This is a genomic window from Streptomyces sp. NPDC088157, from assembly GCF_044741545.1.
Taxonomy (GTDB): Bacteria; Actinomycetota; Actinomycetes; order Streptomycetales; family Streptomycetaceae; genus Streptomyces.
Genome location: NZ_JBIUSU010000001.1, coordinates 1385421 through 1403475 on the forward strand (window position 1 = coordinate 1385421; position 18055 = coordinate 1403475).

Genomic DNA, 18055 nt, shown 5'->3' on the forward strand with positions numbered 1-18055 from the left:
CGGGCCGTGGCGGAGGACGGCGAAATACACCGCGAGCGGCACTGCCGTATGTCTGACGCCTCACGACGGGAGCGCGTCCCACAGGCAACCCCCGCTTCTGAGCGGGGTTCATGCACGCTCATCGGGACCCCCCACGTGGAACCACGAAGGCACCAGGCACACTCTGCGTGTTGTAGTCCCCTTGAGCCAAAAGGATGAGCCACAGATGATCACCCTCACGAAAGAAGACGGCCCGGCCGACCTGGACGGAGTGACCCACCTGTCCATCGGGGTTTCCTGGGACCCCACCGCCGGCAGCAGCGGCGGGGTGCTGGGCAAGCTGCGCCGCAAGACCGGCACCGACCTCGATCTGATCGCCGTCGCCATGCAGGGCGGGGATCCGGTGCGCCTCGCGGGCCTCGACTCACTCGACCCCATGGGGAACGGCTCGCTGGTACACAGCGGCGACAACCAGACCGGACACGGGGACGGGGACGACGAGACGGTGACCGTCGAGTTCGCACGGATACCGCCCAACATCACGTCGATCGTGTTCGTCGCCGCCGCGTACAAGAAGGGCAGCTCCTTCCAGAAGGCGCGCAACATCAGCTTCAAGGTCTACGACGCGACCGGGGGCAACTCTCAGCAGGTCGCCGACATCTGGCCGAGCCTGCTCACCCAGGACAACGGCTGCGCCGTGGCCAAGGCGATGCGGGTGAACGGCAGTTGGAAACTCGAAGTGATCAACGTGACGGGCAAGGTCAAGCAGGGCGACGAACACGCCCTGATGCGTTTCGCCGTCAGCAAGTAGCTCGTGCCCGCGACCCCACCGGAGTGGTGCCCCGGCCACCTGAGGAGCGGCCCGCAGCGTCCGTTGCCGAGCGCGATCGCGTTGCTGCCGAAACCGTGCCCGCGTTCGTTTCTGGACGGGCCACCCCCGCGACGGGGCCACGCCGGGGTGTGTGAAGGTGGGCTCTGCTGAGCCGGCTGCGTGAATACGGGGGTAGTGGTGAGTCAGGTGCTCTATGGCGAGCGGTCGTGGAACCCGCTCGCACGGACTGTGGAACTGACCGAGGACCACCTGCGCAACGGCGGCAGGACCACGCCGCTGACCGAGCTGAACCTCGCCGCCATGGCCGAGGCGTTCGAGCGCGGGTTTTGGCTCGGAGGCGGCGGGGCTGAGCGCCCGCTGGAGCGGCTGGCGGAGGGCGCGGGGATGGTTCCGGTGACCCGCATCACGGGCACCGCCACGCCGGTGAGGGTACGACAGGCCGCCGAGTTCGCCCACAAGCTGGGGGAGCTGGCGGTGCGGCAGTGCGGTGGGCCCGCGCAGGTGGCCGCCCTGGCGGCGCAAGCCCGGGCCGAGGAGGTACCGCTGTGGATCGCGCGGCGCTTCGTGCCGGGCCCGGCCGGACCGATCGCCGTCGCTGTGGACCGGCGGCTGGTGCGCGTGGACGTCTGGGGGCCACACGCACCCGTCGTGCGGATCCGGGCACCACACGGCTTCAACCGTCACGACGTCGCTGAACCGTCCAGCGGCCTGCGTCTGACGGTCGGCGACGTCACGGCGGAGCTGACACTGAAGAAGAAGCTGCGCAAATCCAAGAGTTCCGTGGAGATGCGGCTGCCCGGCCAGCACTGGGTGCTGCGACGTGAGAGCACGCTGAGCTCGCGGCTGCTGCGCGACGAACGGTGTGTCGCCCTGCTGACGCGGCCCCCTCGCCGACCGGCGCTCGAGCCGGGCGCACTACTGCTGCCGCTGGCCCCTGTGCGGTATGAGAGCTCCGATCCGCTGGATGCCGTCATGGCGCATGTCTTCGCCGTCTCCTTCGGGCTTGGGGACACGACGGGCTTGGCGCGGTTCCGATCCGAGCGGCGCCCGGTGAACGGGGGTGAGCCCATCGCCACCGACGAAGGGTGGCACCGTCCCTGGTTCACCAACCTGGGGAAGGGGAGCGACGACAACGAACCCGGCGGCGGCGACGGTTGGGGCGCGGACGGCGGAGATGGCGGGGGCGACAGCGGGGGTGACGGTGGAGGCGGGGACGGCGGGGGAGGGGGTGACTAGGCCGTGTTTGAGAGGGGGCTTCTGGTCATGCCCTGATGTCGGGGTGATCTCGGTGTGGGGCGTGAGGGTCTCTCGGATGAGTAGTGGGAAGTGCTGGAACCGTTGTCGCCCGTCGCGCAGATCGGTCGGCCGTCAGCGTGTCGGCGCCGGGATGATCGGGCAGCCGCGGGCGTGGGCGCCCTGGACCGGATCAAGGCGCGCCGCTGGCGCGGGGCAGCCAGGATCGGTCGCTCGCACGGGCGCCGGCGGTTGCCGAGCGTGATGATCCTCCGGCGGGCGAGGGGATTGGAGTACGGGATCCTGCTGCCGGAATCCGCGGCGGGTGTGGTGAGTGAGCCGCAGGCCTGACCATCAGTACAAGGCACGCAGGCCGAGGACGTCCCCCCGGCCCAGGGTGCGGGCCCACGTCGTGCACGTGAACGAGTTCGTGAACATGGTCTGGTTCTCGTGGCCCGGGCCGACGTGGGCCAGGCCGAAGACGTGTCCCGCCTCGTGCGTGGCGACGCTGCGGATGTCGTACGCGTCCGTGCAGTCGGCGGTGGGGCTGTTCGTGAAGGTGTAGGCGGAGGTGTTGAAGCGGACGTCGGCCTCCTTCAGCCAGTCCGGGCGGCCGGGCACCAGGCGGCTCCACGAGCAGGTCGTGGCGACCTGTGCGTCGCCGAGCTTCCCGGCGTCCCATACGCTCAGTCCGTCCCGTGCGGTGCAGTCGCCCGTGCGGTCGATGTCTGCTTCACGGCGGGTCAGCGAGTGGTACTTGGCCCGCGCTCCGACCACGTCCTTGTGTCCGCAGTCGTTTCGGGTGCCGGTGATGGTTTCGATGGCCTCCTCGAAGGCGTGGCGGGCGTCGGCTGGGGAGAGACCGCCGGGGAGGGCGCCGTCGCCGAGCCACCAGTCGTAGGTGCCGTACTCCTTGTGGCCGGAGAGGGCGTAGGCGCCGTCGGCGCACGCGGCGCGGCCGCCAGTGCTCGGGCCGGCGGCACGAGCGTGCTTTCCGGATCCGTAATGAGCCGTCAGGTCGTAGGAGACCGTGCCGTCGGCGGCGACCTCCAGACCGAAGCCATGCCGCGAGCCGTCCACCGACAGGGCGTCGACGCTGACCTTCATGCCCGGTTCGGGGACCGTGACGGCAGTGCCCTCATGGGCGACGAGGCGTCCGACGGCCGCGCAGTCGAGCACGGAGGATCCGGCGGGCAGGTCGTCCACCGTCAGCACGCCGTGCGCGGGCGCACACCCGTCGCTCGCCCGTGTGGGTGTGTCGCTTCCAGCCGTCGCACACGCCACCGCCAGCGTCACTGCCGTGATGACCCGGCCTGCGAGTTGCGGCCCGCGCCACCCTGTCACATCGCCTCTCGCCTGCATGCGCGTCCTCCGGATAGGACTTGATCGAGTCCCGGAGAAGTTAGCTGTCCTACGCGGACGGAAGACCGTTTTTCATCTCATCCGTTTGACTGTTCACTCAAACGGCGTACCGTCCGTTGATCTGGTGGACGGCATGGGCGTCAACCAGGCGTGGAACCCAGCCATGGGCCTCCCTGGGCCTGACCTGAACCACCGTCTGCGGTGCGTCGGCGCTGTCGGGCTGGGCCGAGGCGGGCAGGCCGCGAGGGTCGTCACGTCCGGGATCCGCTTCACGGACGGCTCTTGGCCGGAGCTCGCCGAAACCACCGGCAACGCGGTCGACCTGGACGGCTGGACTCTCGATGACGCCTCCGGCCACACCCCCCCACACCTTCGAGGACTACCGTCTGCCGGCGCATGCCGCCTCGACGCAACGGCCACGGGAACGCGGTCGAGGTGCTTGACGTGTCAGTGACAACGGTGGCTTGATGAACAACACCACATGCATGGGAGCGCTCCCATGCGCCGTCACCGCACTCCGACTCCGCCCCACTTCGGGAAGGACACCCCGTGCGCAGCAGACACCACCCCCTCTTCGCCACTTTCCTGGCCACGCTGCTCGTCTTCGCCGCCGGTTTCGGCCTGGCCGGCGCCCCGCCCGCCGCCGCCGCGACCCCGGTACGGATCATGCCGCTCGGAGACTCCATCACCGGCTCCCCGGGCTGCTGGCGCTCCCTCCTCTGGAACCAGTTGCAGAACGCCGGTTACACCGACATCGACTTTGTCGGCACACTGAACGCCCAGAGCTGCAGCCTCACGCACGACGCCGACAACGAAGGCCACGGCGGCTTCCAGGCCACCGCCACCGCCGACCAGAACCTGCTGCCCGGATGGCTTGCGGCGACTCGGCCGGACATCGTCGTCATGCACTTCGGCACCAACGACGTCTGGAGCAGCATCGCGCCGGACACCATTCTCGCCGCGTACACCAAGCTGGTCGGCCAGATGCGGGCCGGCAACCCGGCGATGAAGGTGCTGGTCGCCCAGCTCATCCCGATCAATCCGAGCAGCTGCGCCGAGTGCGCCGCTCGTACCGTGGCCTTCAACCAGCGCATTCCGGCCTGGGCCCATGCCATCAGCACCGCGCAGTCGCCGGTAACCGTCGTCGATCAGTGGACGGGGTTCGACACGGCCACCGACACGTACGACGGCGTCCACCCCAACGCCTCCGGCGACGCCAAGATGGCGGCCCGCTGGTACCCAGCGCTGTCGGCCCTGCTCACCCCGGGTGACCCGGGCGATCCCGGTGACCCCGGGAGCGGTGGCTGCTCGGCGGCCTTCCGGGCGGTGTCAGTGTGGCAGGGCGGCTATCAGGGTGAGGTGACGGTCACCAACACCTCGTCCACCGCGGCGATCTCTTCCTGGGCGGTGACCCTCGCACTCCCGACGGGCAGCCAGCTCACCCAGGTCTGGAACGGCGCGCTGACCGGGACGACGGTACGCAACACCGGGTGGAACGGCACGATGACGGCGGGGGCGAGCACCACCTTCGGCTTCCTCGCGAGTACGTCGGCTGCGGCGGGCACGCCTTCGGTGACGGCCACGTGTTCGGCGTATTAGGGAGGGTTTGATACGCATTTCCGGTCGTTACGTGATGATTCCAACTGCTGTTCCGCACGACGGATAGCGGCGTGGCCGAGGTCGCGCCGCGTCTTGCCGAGGCCGAGGCGGATGTGCGGGGCCTCGTCGAGGCACACAGGGAGACGATGCTGCTGGGCGTGCGTTGCCGGCGAGCGAGTACGTCATCGACTGTGTCCACGGGGGACGGACCGACTCACCAGGGCTCGACGAGAAGCGGGCGCCGGTGATTGTCGGCGCCCCCGCCGCAGAGTGGCTCCGCAGGCGGGAGGCGCTGTTGACCCAGTGCCACCGCCCGTCTGCCGCCGCTGTCGGCTGCTGGGTCACGGGGCCGCCTACGGGGGGTAGGCATGACGAGTGGAGCCCGAAGAGAGGGGCAGGCACGGGAGACGGGCAGCCTCTCCTGGAGGAAACGCCGGCCGTCTTTGGCCCCGCCACCGGGCCGTGGTCGCTGTGCTGTTCCGATATGCGTGCGGGCGGAATTTCTCCTAGTGTGACTTGTGGTGGCATTTCATCCCGCTGCAGGTGTGAGCCGCAAGTGCGCCATTGCGGCAGCGGTCATCGCAATCCGAGCCCCGAGGGAGTCACCATGGCCAAGCGACGCACCTCTCGGCTGCTCGCCGCGGTCTAACTTTCAGTCGGGGTCCGGTATTCAACGGAATTACCAACCAGTTGGCGCGGCCCCGCGCATGCGGCGCCTCAAGCCTGATCGTGAGGTCAGTTCGACGGCCGCCTGCGCACTCCGTAGCGTCGCCTTGACCTACGCTTTTCTCCGCTTCCAACACGGTGCCATCCGACGGCTGGCCGAGCGGCAGGTGCCGTAGTGACGGCCGAGTTCGGAGTTCGGCGTTCCCCGATCGCGACACGGGATTCGACTACGTCAGTGCGGGAACCGACGGGGCCATCGGCGGCCGGCCTCGCCGCCTTCGGCATGTGCGTCCTTTCTCCTCGGCGGCGACGAGCGAGCCGTCACAAGGTGTGGTCAGCCCGATGAAGGACCCCCACCAGGAGCGCCCAAAGGAGTACCACGATGAGCACGCAACGACCCTTCTTCCGCCGTTCCCGGTCCGGATTCACGGCTCTTCCGTGGAGAATCGCCACTGACATCGCCGAGTATGTCGATCGGCGCATCGGCTGGGACAAGCTGGCCGTGATTCCTGGCCTGGCGATCCTCTTCGGGCTGCGTGTGAGGCTGCGTCAGGAGAACCTCCACGACACCACGCACTTGCCCTCGGTCAACCTTCCCGATCCCGGGCCGCAGTCCGCGAAGCACAAGGTCAACAGGAGCGCCGACGGCAGCTACAACGACCTCGATGAGCCTCGGATGGGCATGGCGGGCACACGCTTCAACCGCAATATCCCGTTGGACAAGATCGCGTCGGCCACGCCCGAGGATGTTCTGTCCCGGCCCAACCCGCGCGAGGTCAGCCGAGCCCTGCTCACCCGTCACGAGATGATTCCGGCCGAGTCGGTCAATTCGCTCGTCTCCGCCTGGCTGCAGTTCATGATCCGCGACTGGTTCAGCCACGGTACGAGCCCCGCGGACCGGCCCTGGGAAGTGCCCCTCATGGAAAACGATCCCTGGCCGGAGCACCCGATGCGGATCATGCGGACACCCGACGACCCGACCCGGGACCCGCAGGCTGGTGCCGAAACGCCCGACACGCGCGTCAACGTCTCCTCCCACTGGTGGGACGCGTCCCAGGTCTACGGGTCGAACGACGCGGAGCAACGCCAGTTGCGCACGGGGGAGTTGGGCAGACTGCGGCTGCGGGACGACGAGCAGACCCCGTTTCCCGACCCCTCTCGCGACCCGTCGCGGGTGCCTGGCTTCTGGCTGGGCCTGGTGCTCATGCAGAACCTGTTCGCCCAGGAGCACAACGCCATCTGCGACCACTTGCATGTCGCGTATCCGTCCTGGGACGACGAGGAACTGTTCCAGCGGGCACGGCTCGTCAACTCCGCACTCATCGCCAAGATCCACACCGTGGAGTGGACGCCGGCCGTGATCAGTCATCCCACGACCGTCAAGGCCCTGCGAACCAACTGGTGGGGCCTCGCGGGGGAACGCGTCCACAACTTCCTTGGCCGGATCAGCGACAGCGAGCTCGTCAGCGGCATCCCCGGCGCCGAAACGGATCACTACGGCGCCCCGTTCGCCCTCACCGAGGAGTTCGTGGCCATCTACCGCATGCATCCGCTGATCCGCGACCACTGGCACCTGCGCTCCGCCGTCGACAACGAGACCCTGCGCCACTGCACCCTGCGTGAGATCTCCGGACCCGAGGCGCTGAAGGTCCTCGAGACCACGGAAATGGCCGACCTGCTCTACAGCTTCGGCACGCTCCACCCGGGTCTGGTCACCCTGCACAACTTCCCGAAGCTTCTCCAGGAGTTCCAGCGCCCCGACGGGCATCTGCAGGACCTTGCCGCCACCGACATCCTGCGCAGCCGGGAGCTGGGCGTCCCCCGCTACAACGAGTTCCGGCGGCTTCTGCGGATGAAGCCCGCGGCAAGCTTCGAGGAGCTGACCGACAATCCGACGTGGGCCGAGGAGATCAAGCGGCTGTACGAGAACGACATCGAGAAGGTCGACCTGACGATCGGGATGTACGCCGAGAAGCTTCCGGCCGGGTTCACCTTCAGCAACACCGCGTTCCGCATCTTCATCCTGATGGCTTCGGTCAGGATGAGCAGTGACCGCTTCTTCACCGCGTACTACACCCCGGAGGTCTACTCCAAGGCCGGAATGGCCTGGATCGACGACAACACCATGGCCACCGTGATCCTGCGGCACCACCCGGAACTGCGCCCGGCCCTCGCGGGGCTGACAAACGCGTTCGTGCCATGGCACAACGCACAGGCCGGCACGGAAAGTTCCTGACCTGTCATCACGGCCTCGGAGCCGGGGAACCAGGAGCCGGGCCCTGTCGCGCCAGTAGGTTGTGGGCTATGGCACTGGCGCACGTAGTTCTCACTTCAGGCCGCTCGATCGAGCTCTCGGAGGTGCGACTGTCTTCGACGTATGGCGGAATGCTGGAGGGGTACCCGTTCCGGCGCTGGAACGATCTCAAGCTGGAGCATCTGCTCAGGAGCGTCGAGAAGGATCGTCCCTCGGTGCCGGTGTACCTGGTCGCGCCGGTCCGGGAGTTGCCAGACCTCCCCGCTGGTGGCTTCGGACCCGTCGAACTGCTGCCTGCCGTGACGTGCGTCGGGTCGTTCGCCTCTCATCCGATCGATCCCGAACGAGAGTCGGTGCTGCATTACTCCGCACTGACCGTCGTGTGGTTCCAGGAAACTCCCGACATCCCGTCAGGCGAGGATGCCGATCACGGTCTCCGCAGCCTCTGCTGGGACGACACCGCGAGAGACTTCGAACTTTAAGAAGGGCAGCTCCAGGGTGTTCGGGCGGCCGGGCCTCCTGGTCAGGTCGTAAGGAGTATCCGCTTGCGGAGCAGGTCGAGGTTGGCTCGGCCGTAGCCCTTCCGCTTGATCAGCTTGATGCGCGTGGGAGCTGCTGCGGGCCGTGCCGCCACCCCGCAGGCGGACCGCCCTGTCCTGAGCAGCCCGCAGCGGCGGGTTGCTTCACCGAGCGGGCGGTCAGGCGTCATGGGCGGGTGCGCAGCGGCTCGGACACTCGGCTGCTCTGTCCGAGCCAGGTGGCGACGTCCTTGTCGACGTACTCGGCCGGGCGCAGGACCTCGGCGCGCGCATCGGGCAGGGTGAGCCGGCGGGTCCGGCCTCGGCTGTCCGTTCGGCCCGGGAGCGGGAAGCCGTTGATCAGCGGCTCGTGGTGGGCGGCGCGGTTGCGCAGGGAACGGACGTGGCCGGCGGTGGTGAACACAGTGGTCCGCTTGCCGCCGCTGTTCGGGAATGCCCACGTTGCACGCAACGTACGTGGCAACGATCTTGCCGGAGGTCTATGTGGCCTGGGCAAACGCCGTGCTCGCTGATGGCCCTGCGGTGTGCAACACCGCGGCACGGGTGTTGCACTGCGGATTACGGTACGCAACGCGTCCGTCACACTCCATTCTATGAGTCACCCAGACGGCAATCCGCCGCGTGGGTGATGGGCTTCCCCTGCCGCCCGGTCAGGGGGCGAGTGGATGGAGACGGTATGGAACGGCCCTTGTTAACGACCAGAGGGGCGCTGGTGCTTCTGCTCGCGATGCTCAGCGGAGGTGCCGCAACGGCACTGTCCTGGACGGCGGGTGAGGGACTTTCCCGCAGCGTGCTCGCCGGTCTTGCAGTGGCCGGGCTGGCTGTTTCGTTCTTCAATCGGCTGATTGCCGGTGACGGGGTACGCGGCGGTGCCTCCGACGGAGCGGAGGGAGAGGAGCGTGGGTGAGCTGAGGCCATTGGGCAGTGACCTTCCTGAAGCGACGCGTGCTCTGGCTCAGGCGCTCAGGGAACTGTTCGAAGGGCTGGGAGTTTCAGTGCGCCGGTACGCAACACGTCGGCAGTGGGACCCCGGCACGCTCTCGCGGTATCTCAACGGCACCCGGATGCCACCGTGGAAGATCGTGAGAGAGCTGCTGGCCGATCTCGGTGAGCACCGAGGTACTGCTGTGACACCCGAGGCCGTCGAACTCGTCCGGGAGTTGTACCGGGCCGCGATCGATGCCGGAACCTCGCAGCATCACGCAATGGAGGTCCTCGAGGACCAGTTGGCCGACGCCGACCGCAGGTCCCGCCGTTCCAGCGTCCAGGGAGATGTCTTGGGTGACGCCCTGCTGGAGCGGACGAACCGTATCCACGACCTTGAGGTGAGGCTCTCGCAGCTGGAGGCGGACTGGAGGGCCGAGCGGGGCCGAGCCGACGAACTCGCGGCCGCCCACCCCAACGTCTCCCAACTGCTCGAGGAACGTGACGTGCTTCAGCAGCAAGCCACCAGACTCGGTGAGGAGCTGAGAAGTGCACGTGAGGAGCGGGCCGCCGCCGAAGAGCGCTGTCAGCTGCTGGAGCGGCAGCTGGAAGCCCTGGAGCATCCAACAGTGCTGCCGGCAGTGCCAGACGCAGGTATGCCGAAGATCCTCATCGTTGACGACCAGCCCGACAACCTCCTGGCCATCACCGCTGTCCTAGGCACGCTGGACCAGGACCTCGTCACGGTCTCGTCCGGACGGGATGCCCTGAAAGCCCTCCTGGACAACGACGACTTCGCCGTGATCATCATGGACGTACAAATGCCCGACATGGACGGATATGAGACGGCTGCCCAGATCAAACGCCGACACCGCAACCGAGACGTCCCCATCATCTTCCTCACCGCCATGGGTGCGGACCCGATACACGCCAATCAGGGATATCTCGCAGGCGGGGTGGACTACATCACCAAGCCCTTCGACCCATGGGCCCTGCGAGCGAAGGTAGCGGTTTTCACCCAGATTCATATCGAGCGGCGCGTAACGCTCAGAACACTCGCCCGCGGCACCTCAACCCAGCAGTGATCGGCCACTTGCGCTAGCCGACAGCTATTGAGCTTTCGGGTTGTAGTCGGTCGCGACCGTTCATGATCCTTCCGGTAGGCCGTTGGTGTGAGGTATCCAGAGGGCGGGGGTCTGACCGCTGAGCGTCGGGCGTTTCGTGAGCGGATCCGGTTTGAGGCCGGCATGCGGTTCGCGGCGGGTGAGAAGACCGCGGTGATCGCGAAGGATCTGCGGGTGAGCGTGCGGTCGGTGGAACGCCGGCGCCACGCCTGGCGCGAGGGCGGCCTGGAGGCCCTGCGTTCGACGGGCCCGGCGAGTTCCCCGACCGTCACCGATGCCCAGTTCGCCGTACTCGAGGCAGAACTTGGCAAGGGCCCGGCCGCGCACGGTTGCGCCGATGAGCGGTGGACTTTGGCCCGGGTGCAGACCGTGATCCTCCGCGGTCTGCGGCTCGGTCTGTCGGTGGCGACGGTGTGGCGGGTTCTCGAGCGGCGCGGCTGGTCCTGGCAGGCACCCGCCCGCCGGGCGCTCGAACCTGGCCAGCACGGGGTGGAGTTGTGGAAGAAGGAGGTGTGACCGCAGGCGAAAGGCTCGCGGCGGCGTGTGGAGCCTGGATCGTCTTCGAGGGCGAGGCCGGTTTCTCCATGACGCCGCGTGGTCCGGGCAATCTCAACACCCACCTGGCGGCCGGCTGGTCGCGCGCAGCAAATCACGTCGCTGTGGGGGAGTGCATCGGGGGAACTGCCTCATGCCTGGGCGAGAGGTGCGACCGGGACGGCGGCGCCGAGCGCGGCGCTCTGCAACGCCGTGATGCGCTCGATGACGAGCCCCAGCAGCACGGCCGCCGCGATCATGAGCGCCTCCGCCACGACGAGGAAGGCCATCGACCCCGGGGCCACCCGGTCCCCCATCCCGAGCGCCACCGCGTGCGTGATCCAGGCGACCCACCACAGGTTCACCAGTGTCGTGTCTCGCCACTGCTCCCACGACGCGGAGCTCGCGCGCCCGATGTTGAGGACGAACTGGCGCGGGATAAAGAAGTTGACCACGGGTACGAACCACGCGCCGATCGTCCAGCCCCGACTCGGGACCGAGGCCCAGGGGGACAGCTCCTGGGCGTTGCGCCGGGACCGGGCGAGCCACACGAGGAACAGCACGATCGCAAGGGTCATCAGATTGACGAAGATCATGGAGATGAAGCCCGACTTGTGCAGGGACGCATCCGTGGGGCGCAGGTAGTGATCCCGGACTGCCGCCGCGCGGAACACGTCCGCCACGGCGGCCGCCGCTATCGCCGCTTGCGCGAAGCGGGCAAGGATCCAGGGAGCTTTGCGGGCAGTGCTCGTCATCGTCTTCGGCCTGTCTCAGAGGCGTGTGCGGCCGCAGCGGGCGCTGGGGCGGAGTGATCATAGGGTCTGCTCACCGCACGCGCGTGAAAGCGCGAGGCCAGTCGTGGGTTCGGCGAAGGAGCTTGTCGAGTGTGTCGCGCGCGTCGTCCTCATGCTCGAAGCGCTGCGGCGGGGCGAGGCACCGACACCGACCAGACGGCATCGACTGGATGTCCTGGCCCGGGCCGGGCGGCACGAGCTTCGTGATCCTCACCTGCCCGCCCGACACGGTGACGCCGAATCCGTTTTTGCTGTAGCGGCGCGTACGAGCCGCTACGCTGGGCGTATGGCGAAGAAGCAGATCAACGTACGGGTGGAAGAAGACGTGTACGCCACCATCGAGGAGCGCGCGAAGGCGGCTGGTATGGACGTGCCCGATTACGCCCGCACGGTGCTCGCCGACGAGGGCAACGACCTGCGGCACCGGTTCCTCAACGCCGGCGCGCACTTCACCGAGGAGTGGGGCGACCACTTCGCCGAGAGGTTCGGCCACCCCGCGCCCGCCAAGCACGACACGCGCGGGAAAGCCGCGTGATCCTGCACATCGACCGTGCGTGGCTGCTGGACCTCGCGCACCGTAGCCTGCCCGGCGATCCGGACGTCACCGACTTCGGGACGCTTCAGGCCGCGGTGGCGCGGCACGCAGACAAGGTGATGGACCGGCCCGTCTATCCCGAGGTGCACCACCGGGCCGCCGCGCTCATGCACCAGCTCATCCGCGTGCCCGCGCTGGAGTACGCCAACGAGCTGTTCGGTGCGGTCGTGGCCGCCTCGTACCTGACGGTGTCCGGGGTCGTGGTGACAGCGGACTTCAAGCAGGCCGGGGACCTGGCCGAGCGGATCGCCCATGACGGGCTGGACGTGCGGCTGGTCGCCGAGGAGATCAAGGGCTGGGCCGGCCGAGGCTGACAGGCCATTTCATTCGGGGAGCCTGCGATAGCAGCTGAGTGTGGCAGCGATCGCGGTGAAGGCCGGGAAGTGTGCGGCTTTGCGTTCACGGCGACGGTGCAGTCGTCGGCATCCCCGGCTGCTGCCCTTCGTGCTGCGCGCCCTCGGCGCCCAGGAGTCCGCCGCGCCGCCGCCGTAGACTCGAAGGGCCCGCAAGCAGGGGGGAGCGATCACCCCAGGAGGCTGCGATGGTATGGCGGCAGACCCGGCTGGCCGGGGAGACGGCGGAGTACCTCGACGCCCGTGAGGAACTGCGCAGGGCCGAGATCGAGCTGATGCGCCACCGCGAGGAGGTCGCGGCGCGGCGGCGGGCGCTGCCGCAGGGGCCGGTCCTCGATGACTACGTCTTCCTCGAGGGCCCCGCTGACCTCGACGCGGGGGACGCGCCGGTCGAAGAGGTCAGGCTCAGCGAGCTGTTCTCCGCGTCGGACCGGCCGCTGATCGTCTACCACCTGATGTTCGGCAGGCTCCAGACCGAGCCCTGTCCGATGTGCACCCTGTGGCTCGACGGCTTCAACGGTGTCGCCCACCACGTCACCCGCAACGCCGACCTGGCCGTGGCGGCGGCGGCCGAGCTGCCCGCCCTCCGGCAGCACGCCCGCGACCGGGGTTGGCACCGGCTGCGGCTGCTGAGCTGTGGTGAGAGCACGTTCAAGTACGACCTGGGCAGCGAGGACGACGAAGGGTGGCAGGACTCGACCATCTCCGTCTTCACCCGTGACGGCGACGGCGCGGTCCGGCACCGCTACTCCGTGCATCCGCGGCTGGCCGAGGACATCGACGAGCGTGGCATCGATCTCTACGCGCCTGTCTGGCAGATCCTCGACCTCACCCCGCAGGGGCGCGGCGACTGGTACCCCACACTGGCGTACCACTGACCGGTCGAGCGCGTGGTGCGAGCCGTACCACCGGGCCCGGCAAGGAGGGTGCTTCCCCGTTCGTCCCCCCTTCGCTCCCGCCGCCGGGCCCGGTGGACGGGATCAGGTGCCGGTGAGGGTGATGGCCAGGTCCGTGATGTTCAGGGGGAACTGGTAGATCGCGGTCGCCTCGCCGGTGATGATGTTGACGCTGTAGAGGGTCGGGGTGCTCGCACCGTACGGGGTGAGGGAGGCGAAGGCGGCGACGGACGTCGTCTTGCCGTTGGTCAGGTAGCTGAAGATGTCCATGCCCGCGTTGGCGCCGGCGTCGATGCCGAGCGCGCCGGTCGCGGCCAGCGTGCCGTTGTTCGCCGGCGACTGGAGGACCACCTGGTCCGTGGCCGTGTTGATGTCGACCAGGGTGGTCACCGTGGCCGCGTTGAGGTCGTTGTTCGTGTACGCGGCGGCGGAGACGCCCGTGGCCGTCCCGGCGGGCGGGGTGGTGAGGGTGGCGTCCGAGGCCGTGGTGTGGTCGTTGAGGTTGTGCCGCAGGTTCTGGCCCTGGTCGCCGATCACCCGCAGCCGGTCGGCCGCCGGGTTGAAGTCGACGTCGAAGTTCGTGCCGTACAGGGTGACCTGGAGCTGGGAGACCTTGGTGACGACCACGTCCGTGGTGGCCGGCGGGGTCTTGATCGTGTAGATGCCGCCCTTTTCGCCGACGCCGTACATCAGGCCGTCCTGGGGCCGGAAGTCGATGCCGACCAGCTTCGTGTCGCCGACCAGACCGGTGACGACCCTCACCCAGTCGAGCACGTTCGGACGGTCGGTGGTGAACGTGGCCATCAACGTGCCGTCGCCGGTGATCCCGAACGCGCGCAAGCTCGGAGTGGCCGCGGCGGCGGAGCCGCTGCTCGGCACGCCCAGCATCAGGGCGGTGCTGGTGACCAGGGCCGCTCCCGCAGCCGCGATTCTCTTTCCGGTAGAGGATTTCATCGGTGTTTCCCTCCCGTTTGTACGAGCTGAATTAGCGGTCGTTTGCGGCTTCTATTAAGCCCAGTTCACAGTTCCCTCACAACGGAAACGGGGGTGGAGAACACCTCGATCCGGGAATTTTGCGCATCATGACAAAGGAGCCCTGGAAAAACCCGTCCGCCATTTGTGCGGAGTGATGAACAGCCGTCCTGATTTCGGCTTTCGGCCGCCGAATCGGAATGTCATGCTCGCGGTCATGGGGAGCCTCTTTCTGGAACTGTCCCGGCAGGCGGCGGCCAACGCACGCAGGGAGGTCGAGGCGTACGCACGGGAGATCCCGGAGTTCGAGATCCTCGGCCGCAGCCGCCGGGCGCGGGACGAGACGATGGAGTACTCGGTGTGGCTGCGCCGCCGAACCATCGATCTGTCCCCGGACAACCACGCGTTGAGCGGCGACGATCTCGGATACATCGCCTCGATCGGCGAGGCACGTGCCGTGGCGGGAATGTCGCTGCACTCACGGCAGCGGGTGCTGCGGCTGCACACCGAGCTCATGCTGCGGGACATCAACGAGGCGACCGTGGCGCAGCGCGGGGGCGGCGACGTCGACGAACTCATGCGGATCATGACCTGGTTCGCCCCGCAGGGAGAGCGCGGCATCGTCGCCTACAGCCGCGGATTCGTCACCGCGCTGCGCCGCAGGATGCCGTACGCCGAACAGGCCGCCCTGCTGGTCCGCTCGCTGCTGGACGCCGAGCCCCTCGCGGGGGAACTCGCCACGGCCGTCGGCATGGAGGTGCCCGAGCGCTGCGCGGTGACGGTGATCCGGGTACCGGGCCTATTCATGGACGGTGACCCCGGCCTGGAGAGCGAGCTCGAGGCACTGGTGAAAACCCATCAGATGCCGGTTCTGTGGGACACGGAGGGCGGGGAGCTGATCGCGCTGGGACCGCTCCAGCAGGCGGAGCCGGACGGGTCCCGGCTCTCCGACGCCGTACGGGACTTCGCGGGGGCCCTCGGCCGGCCCTGCGCCGCCGGCACCGCCTCCGGGCCGTCGGCCGAGCTCGGCGACGCCCTCGAACAGGCGCGGCGGATCAGCCGGGCGGCCCCGCTGCGGCCGGCGTCCGCGCGGATGCGGGCGCACACCGTGCCGGACGTGTTCGTCGAACTCGCCGTCGCCGAGACGCCGTCCGCCGACGACTGGCTCCGTACGGTGGCGCGACGGCTGGATCCGGGACCGGACCTCTTCGTCACGCTCGACGCGTACTACCGGCACGACATGCAGCGGGGTGCCGCGTCGGCGGCCCTCAACGTCCACGTCCGCACCCTCGACTACCGGCTGCGCCGGGTCCGGGAGCTCACCGGCATCGACCCGGGCTCGACGCACGGTGTGCGCGTCCTCAGCGCGGTCGTCAACCGGCGGCTGTCGGGAGCGTGGCGCTGAGCCGGGGCCGATGCGGCAAGCTGGGACCGTGAACGACACGAATAGTCCCCTGTTCATCAAGATCTGCGGGCTGAGGACCGAGCGGGACGTCGACACGGCCGTCGAGGCCGGGGCCGACGCCGTCGGGTTCGTCTTTTCGGCCAGTCCGCGCCGGGTCGACTCCGCCACGGCCGCGCGCCTGTGCCGGCGTGTGCCGGAGCGCGTCCTGACGGTCGGCGTCTTCCGCGACGAGCCCCTGCCCGATGTGCGGGCCCTGGCCGGTGAGGCGGGGATCCGGGCCGTCCAGCTGCACGGTTCGGAGGGGCGTGAGTACTACGACGACCTGGGCGCCGACGGTTGGACGCTGATCCGGGCCGCCGCGTTCGGCGAGGCGGCACCGCCGCGCTGCGGGGAGCTGGGCGAGGACCTGCTGCTCCTCGACGCCCCCGTGCCCGGTTCCGGGGTCGCCTGGGACTGGTCCGGCGCTGCGGCGGCCCTCCCCGGCCCCGAGGAGAGGTGGCTGCTCGCCGGCGGCCTCACCCCGGACAACGTACGGGCCGCCGTCGCCGGCGCCCGCCCCTGGGGCGTCGACGTCTCCAGCGGGGTGGAGCGCAGCCGCGGCATCAAGGACCCCACCCTGATCACCGCCTTCGCCGCCGCGGCCCGAGCCACCGCCAGACCCCCGGCCTGAGCCACTCCCGCCGCCTCTCCGGGGCGATCAAAGCAGGCGCCACCGCCCGTAGACCACGGACGGCACGGCCCCCACAGGTCGACCAGGGTGACGAGCGTACGGCGCAGGCCGCGCGGGGCGACGTCGGAGATGGGCAGCGCGGCCGGACAGCGCGTTCCCCACGGCGGGCGGCACGGAGATCGTCACCGCGACGGCGGCGTTCAGCGGAGTGCCGGTGAGCACGGCCGCGATGCCGCAAGTTGTGTATGGCCGGCTGCCACTGGGCGGTGGGGGGAACCCGAACCCCTTCGCCCACAGCGCCTGACCGGTCCTCAGGAACAGGAAGAGTCCGACGGCCGCCATGGTGGCGAGAACGATGGCAAAGAACCGATTCTCCCCAAGCGACTCCGTGATCCAGGCACGCGGGGCGAGTCAATGGCTGATTCCTTTCCCTCAACCGTTGGATGTGGGCGAACGAGTCATGTCTCTTTCGCGGGGCAACTGTGGGCTTTTCGGGGTCTTTGTGAATTCCTCAGGGCCCGTTGATCGACCGGAACGCCGAAATGCCCGTGACAACGACCGGTATCCCCGTAAGGATCTCTGACGGCACATCAATCAACGCATGGGGGAACACGACATGAGACTCACCCGTCCGGCACTCGCGCTCGCCGCGGGCGCCCTGGCTCCGGCCCTGCTGCTCACCACGCCGGCCTTCGCCGCCGGCACGGCCACCGCCTCCGTCACGGCGTCGGCCACGACGGCGACGGCCGCCGAGTCCGACTCACCGTACGACTCGATGACACCGGAAGAGCTGCGCATCGAGATCCTGCGCATCCTCGCCGACCCGGCCACCGGGGCAGGGGTGACCAGGGAGGCGAACAAGGCCCTCGACGGCACGGTCGAGGACCTGCGGACCTTCCTGAAGACGGGCTGGGCGACAGCGCAGGACGAGGACAACACCGTGGCGATCTCGCGCCTCCTCGCCGATCCCGCCAGCGGGAAGGCGGTGATAAGGAAGGCGAACAAGGCCCTCGACGGGACCGCTGCCGACCGGGCGAACTTCCTCGCCACCGGCCTGCGGCTGGCCCGCGCGGAGGACGACCGGGTCGCCGTGGGGAAGATCCTCGCCAGGACGGACATCAGCGCCGCCCTGCGCGCGGCGGCGGAGGACGTCATCGACGGCACCCCGGAGGAGCTGCGCTACTTCATCGAGGTCGGTCAGTACGAGGTCGACGCCTGACAGGCGGAGGGCGGGGGGGGGCGGGGGTGGCCCCGCCCCCCCCCCCCCCCGCGCCCCACCCCCCCCGCGCGGCGTAGTTGGACAAACACCGGCAGGCGCAGCGAT

At 68.9% G+C, this 18055-nt stretch carries 17 protein-coding genes and 2 pseudogenes; 14 read left to right on the top strand and 5 right to left on the bottom strand.

Features of this window, described 5'->3' with window-relative positions; translation table 11 throughout:
* Window positions 1-205 precede the first annotated feature (205 nt).
* Together ACIPFH_RS05755 and ACIPFH_RS05760 are read left to right on the top strand one after the other, a co-directional pair.
* A complete protein-coding gene (locus tag ACIPFH_RS05755) occupies window positions 206-790 on the top strand; it encodes a TerD family protein (protein WP_359130046.1) in 585 nt (194 codons plus the stop codon).
* 198 nt (window positions 791-988) lie between these two features.
* Window positions 989-2047: a hypothetical protein gene (locus ACIPFH_RS05760; protein ID WP_401823403.1), complete on the top strand. Its 1059-nt coding sequence runs from the start codon at window positions 989-991 to the stop codon at window positions 2045-2047.
* 351 nt (window positions 2048-2398) lie between these two features.
* Here the strand turns inward: ACIPFH_RS05760 and ACIPFH_RS05765 are convergent, their stop codons facing one another.
* The gene (locus ACIPFH_RS05765; protein ID WP_401823406.1) at window positions 2399-3250 is read right to left on the bottom strand and encodes a matrixin family metalloprotease; all 852 of its coding nucleotides are present in this window, start codon (window positions 3248-3250) and stop codon (window positions 2399-2401) included.
* A gap of 705 nt (window positions 3251-3955) precedes the next feature.
* Between ACIPFH_RS05765 and ACIPFH_RS05770 the strand changes: the two genes are divergently transcribed.
* From ACIPFH_RS05770 to ACIPFH_RS05785, 4 genes and pseudogenes are all read left to right on the top strand, one after another.
* Window positions 3956-5005, top strand: coding sequence for a GDSL-type esterase/lipase family protein (locus ACIPFH_RS05770; protein ID WP_401823408.1), 1050 nt, complete (start codon window positions 3956-3958; stop codon window positions 5003-5005).
* A 44-nt stretch (window positions 5006-5049) separates the two neighbouring features.
* Window positions 5050-5258: pseudogene (locus ACIPFH_RS05775) on the top strand (transporter); the annotation flags it as partial.
* Window positions 5259-6053: 795 nt separating this feature from the next.
* A complete protein-coding gene (locus tag ACIPFH_RS05780) occupies window positions 6054-7907 on the top strand; it encodes a peroxidase family protein (protein ID WP_401823411.1) in 1854 nt (617 codons plus the stop codon).
* Window positions 7908-7975: 68 nt separating this feature from the next.
* Window positions 7976-8407, top strand: coding sequence for a hypothetical protein (locus tag ACIPFH_RS05785; protein ID WP_401823414.1), 432 nt, complete (start codon window positions 7976-7978; stop codon window positions 8405-8407).
* A gap of 223 nt (window positions 8408-8630) precedes the next feature.
* On the opposite strand, the gene ACIPFH_RS05790 is transcribed toward ACIPFH_RS05785, so the two are convergent.
* On the bottom strand, window positions 8631-8867 hold the full coding sequence (locus ACIPFH_RS05790; RefSeq protein WP_401823416.1) for a hypothetical protein: 237 nt from the start codon (window positions 8865-8867) through the stop codon (window positions 8631-8633).
* Between the two features lie 496 nt (window positions 8868-9363).
* Here ACIPFH_RS05790 and ACIPFH_RS05795 point away from each other — a divergent pair, with 496 nt between their 5' ends.
* Both ACIPFH_RS05795 and ACIPFH_RS05800 read left to right on the top strand, forming a co-directional pair.
* On the top strand, window positions 9364-10473 hold the full coding sequence (locus tag ACIPFH_RS05795; protein ID WP_401823417.1) for a response regulator: 1110 nt from the start codon (window positions 9364-9366) through the stop codon (window positions 10471-10473).
* Window positions 10474-10560: 87 nt separating this feature from the next.
* On the top strand, window positions 10561-11028 hold the full coding sequence (locus ACIPFH_RS05800; protein ID WP_401823419.1) for a winged helix-turn-helix domain-containing protein: 468 nt from the start codon (window positions 10561-10563) through the stop codon (window positions 11026-11028).
* Between the two features lie 170 nt (window positions 11029-11198).
* On the opposite strand, the gene ACIPFH_RS05805 is transcribed toward ACIPFH_RS05800, so the two are convergent.
* Window positions 11199-11801, bottom strand: coding sequence for a DUF4328 domain-containing protein (locus ACIPFH_RS05805; protein ID WP_401823421.1), 603 nt, complete (start codon window positions 11799-11801; stop codon window positions 11199-11201).
* A gap of 325 nt (window positions 11802-12126) precedes the next feature.
* Here ACIPFH_RS05805 and ACIPFH_RS05810 point away from each other — a divergent pair, with 325 nt between their 5' ends.
* Both ACIPFH_RS05810 and ACIPFH_RS05815 read left to right on the top strand, forming a co-directional pair.
* On the top strand, window positions 12127-12375 hold the full coding sequence (locus ACIPFH_RS05810; protein ID WP_401823423.1) for a plasmid mobilization protein: 249 nt from the start codon (window positions 12127-12129) through the stop codon (window positions 12373-12375).
* Window positions 12372-12749 carry a fic family toxin-antitoxin system, toxin component gene (locus tag ACIPFH_RS05815; RefSeq protein WP_401823424.1) on the top strand — a complete coding sequence of 126 codons (378 nt, stop codon included), beginning with the start codon at window positions 12372-12374 and terminating at the stop codon, window positions 12747-12749. Before ACIPFH_RS05810 ends, ACIPFH_RS05815 begins: the two co-directional genes overlap by 4 nt.
* Window positions 12750-12758: 9 nt before the next feature.
* Here ACIPFH_RS05815 and ACIPFH_RS05820 read toward each other — a convergent pair.
* Window positions 12759-12863 (bottom strand): annotated as a pseudogene (locus ACIPFH_RS05820) (IS5/IS1182 family transposase); the annotation flags it as partial.
* A 113-nt stretch (window positions 12864-12976) separates the two neighbouring features.
* On the opposite strand from ACIPFH_RS05820, the gene ACIPFH_RS05825 reads away from it, so the two are divergent.
* Window positions 12977-13666 carry a DUF899 family protein gene (locus tag ACIPFH_RS05825; protein WP_401823425.1) on the top strand — a complete coding sequence of 230 codons (690 nt, stop codon included), beginning with the start codon at window positions 12977-12979 and terminating at the stop codon, window positions 13664-13666.
* A 102-nt stretch (window positions 13667-13768) separates the two neighbouring features.
* Here ACIPFH_RS05825 and ACIPFH_RS05830 read toward each other — a convergent pair whose 3' ends face one another.
* Window positions 13769-14638, bottom strand: coding sequence for a DUF4394 domain-containing protein (locus ACIPFH_RS05830; protein ID WP_401823427.1), 870 nt, complete (start codon window positions 14636-14638; stop codon window positions 13769-13771).
* 235 nt (window positions 14639-14873) lie between these two features.
* Here ACIPFH_RS05830 and ACIPFH_RS05835 point away from each other — a divergent pair, with 235 nt between their 5' ends.
* From ACIPFH_RS05835 to ACIPFH_RS05845, 3 genes are all read left to right on the top strand, one after another.
* Window positions 14874-16061: a PucR family transcriptional regulator gene (locus ACIPFH_RS05835; RefSeq protein ID WP_401823428.1), complete on the top strand. Its 1188-nt coding sequence runs from the start codon at window positions 14874-14876 to the stop codon at window positions 16059-16061.
* Window positions 16062-16071: 10 nt separating this feature from the next.
* Window positions 16072-16731: a phosphoribosylanthranilate isomerase gene (locus ACIPFH_RS05840; protein WP_401823430.1), complete on the top strand. Its 660-nt coding sequence runs from the start codon at window positions 16072-16074 to the stop codon at window positions 16729-16731.
* A gap of 616 nt (window positions 16732-17347) precedes the next feature.
* Window positions 17348-17950, top strand: a complete 603-nt coding sequence (locus tag ACIPFH_RS05845; RefSeq protein ID WP_401823432.1) for an ALF repeat-containing protein — start codon at window positions 17348-17350, stop codon at window positions 17948-17950.
* The last annotated feature ends 105 nt before the right edge of the window (window positions 17951-18055 follow it).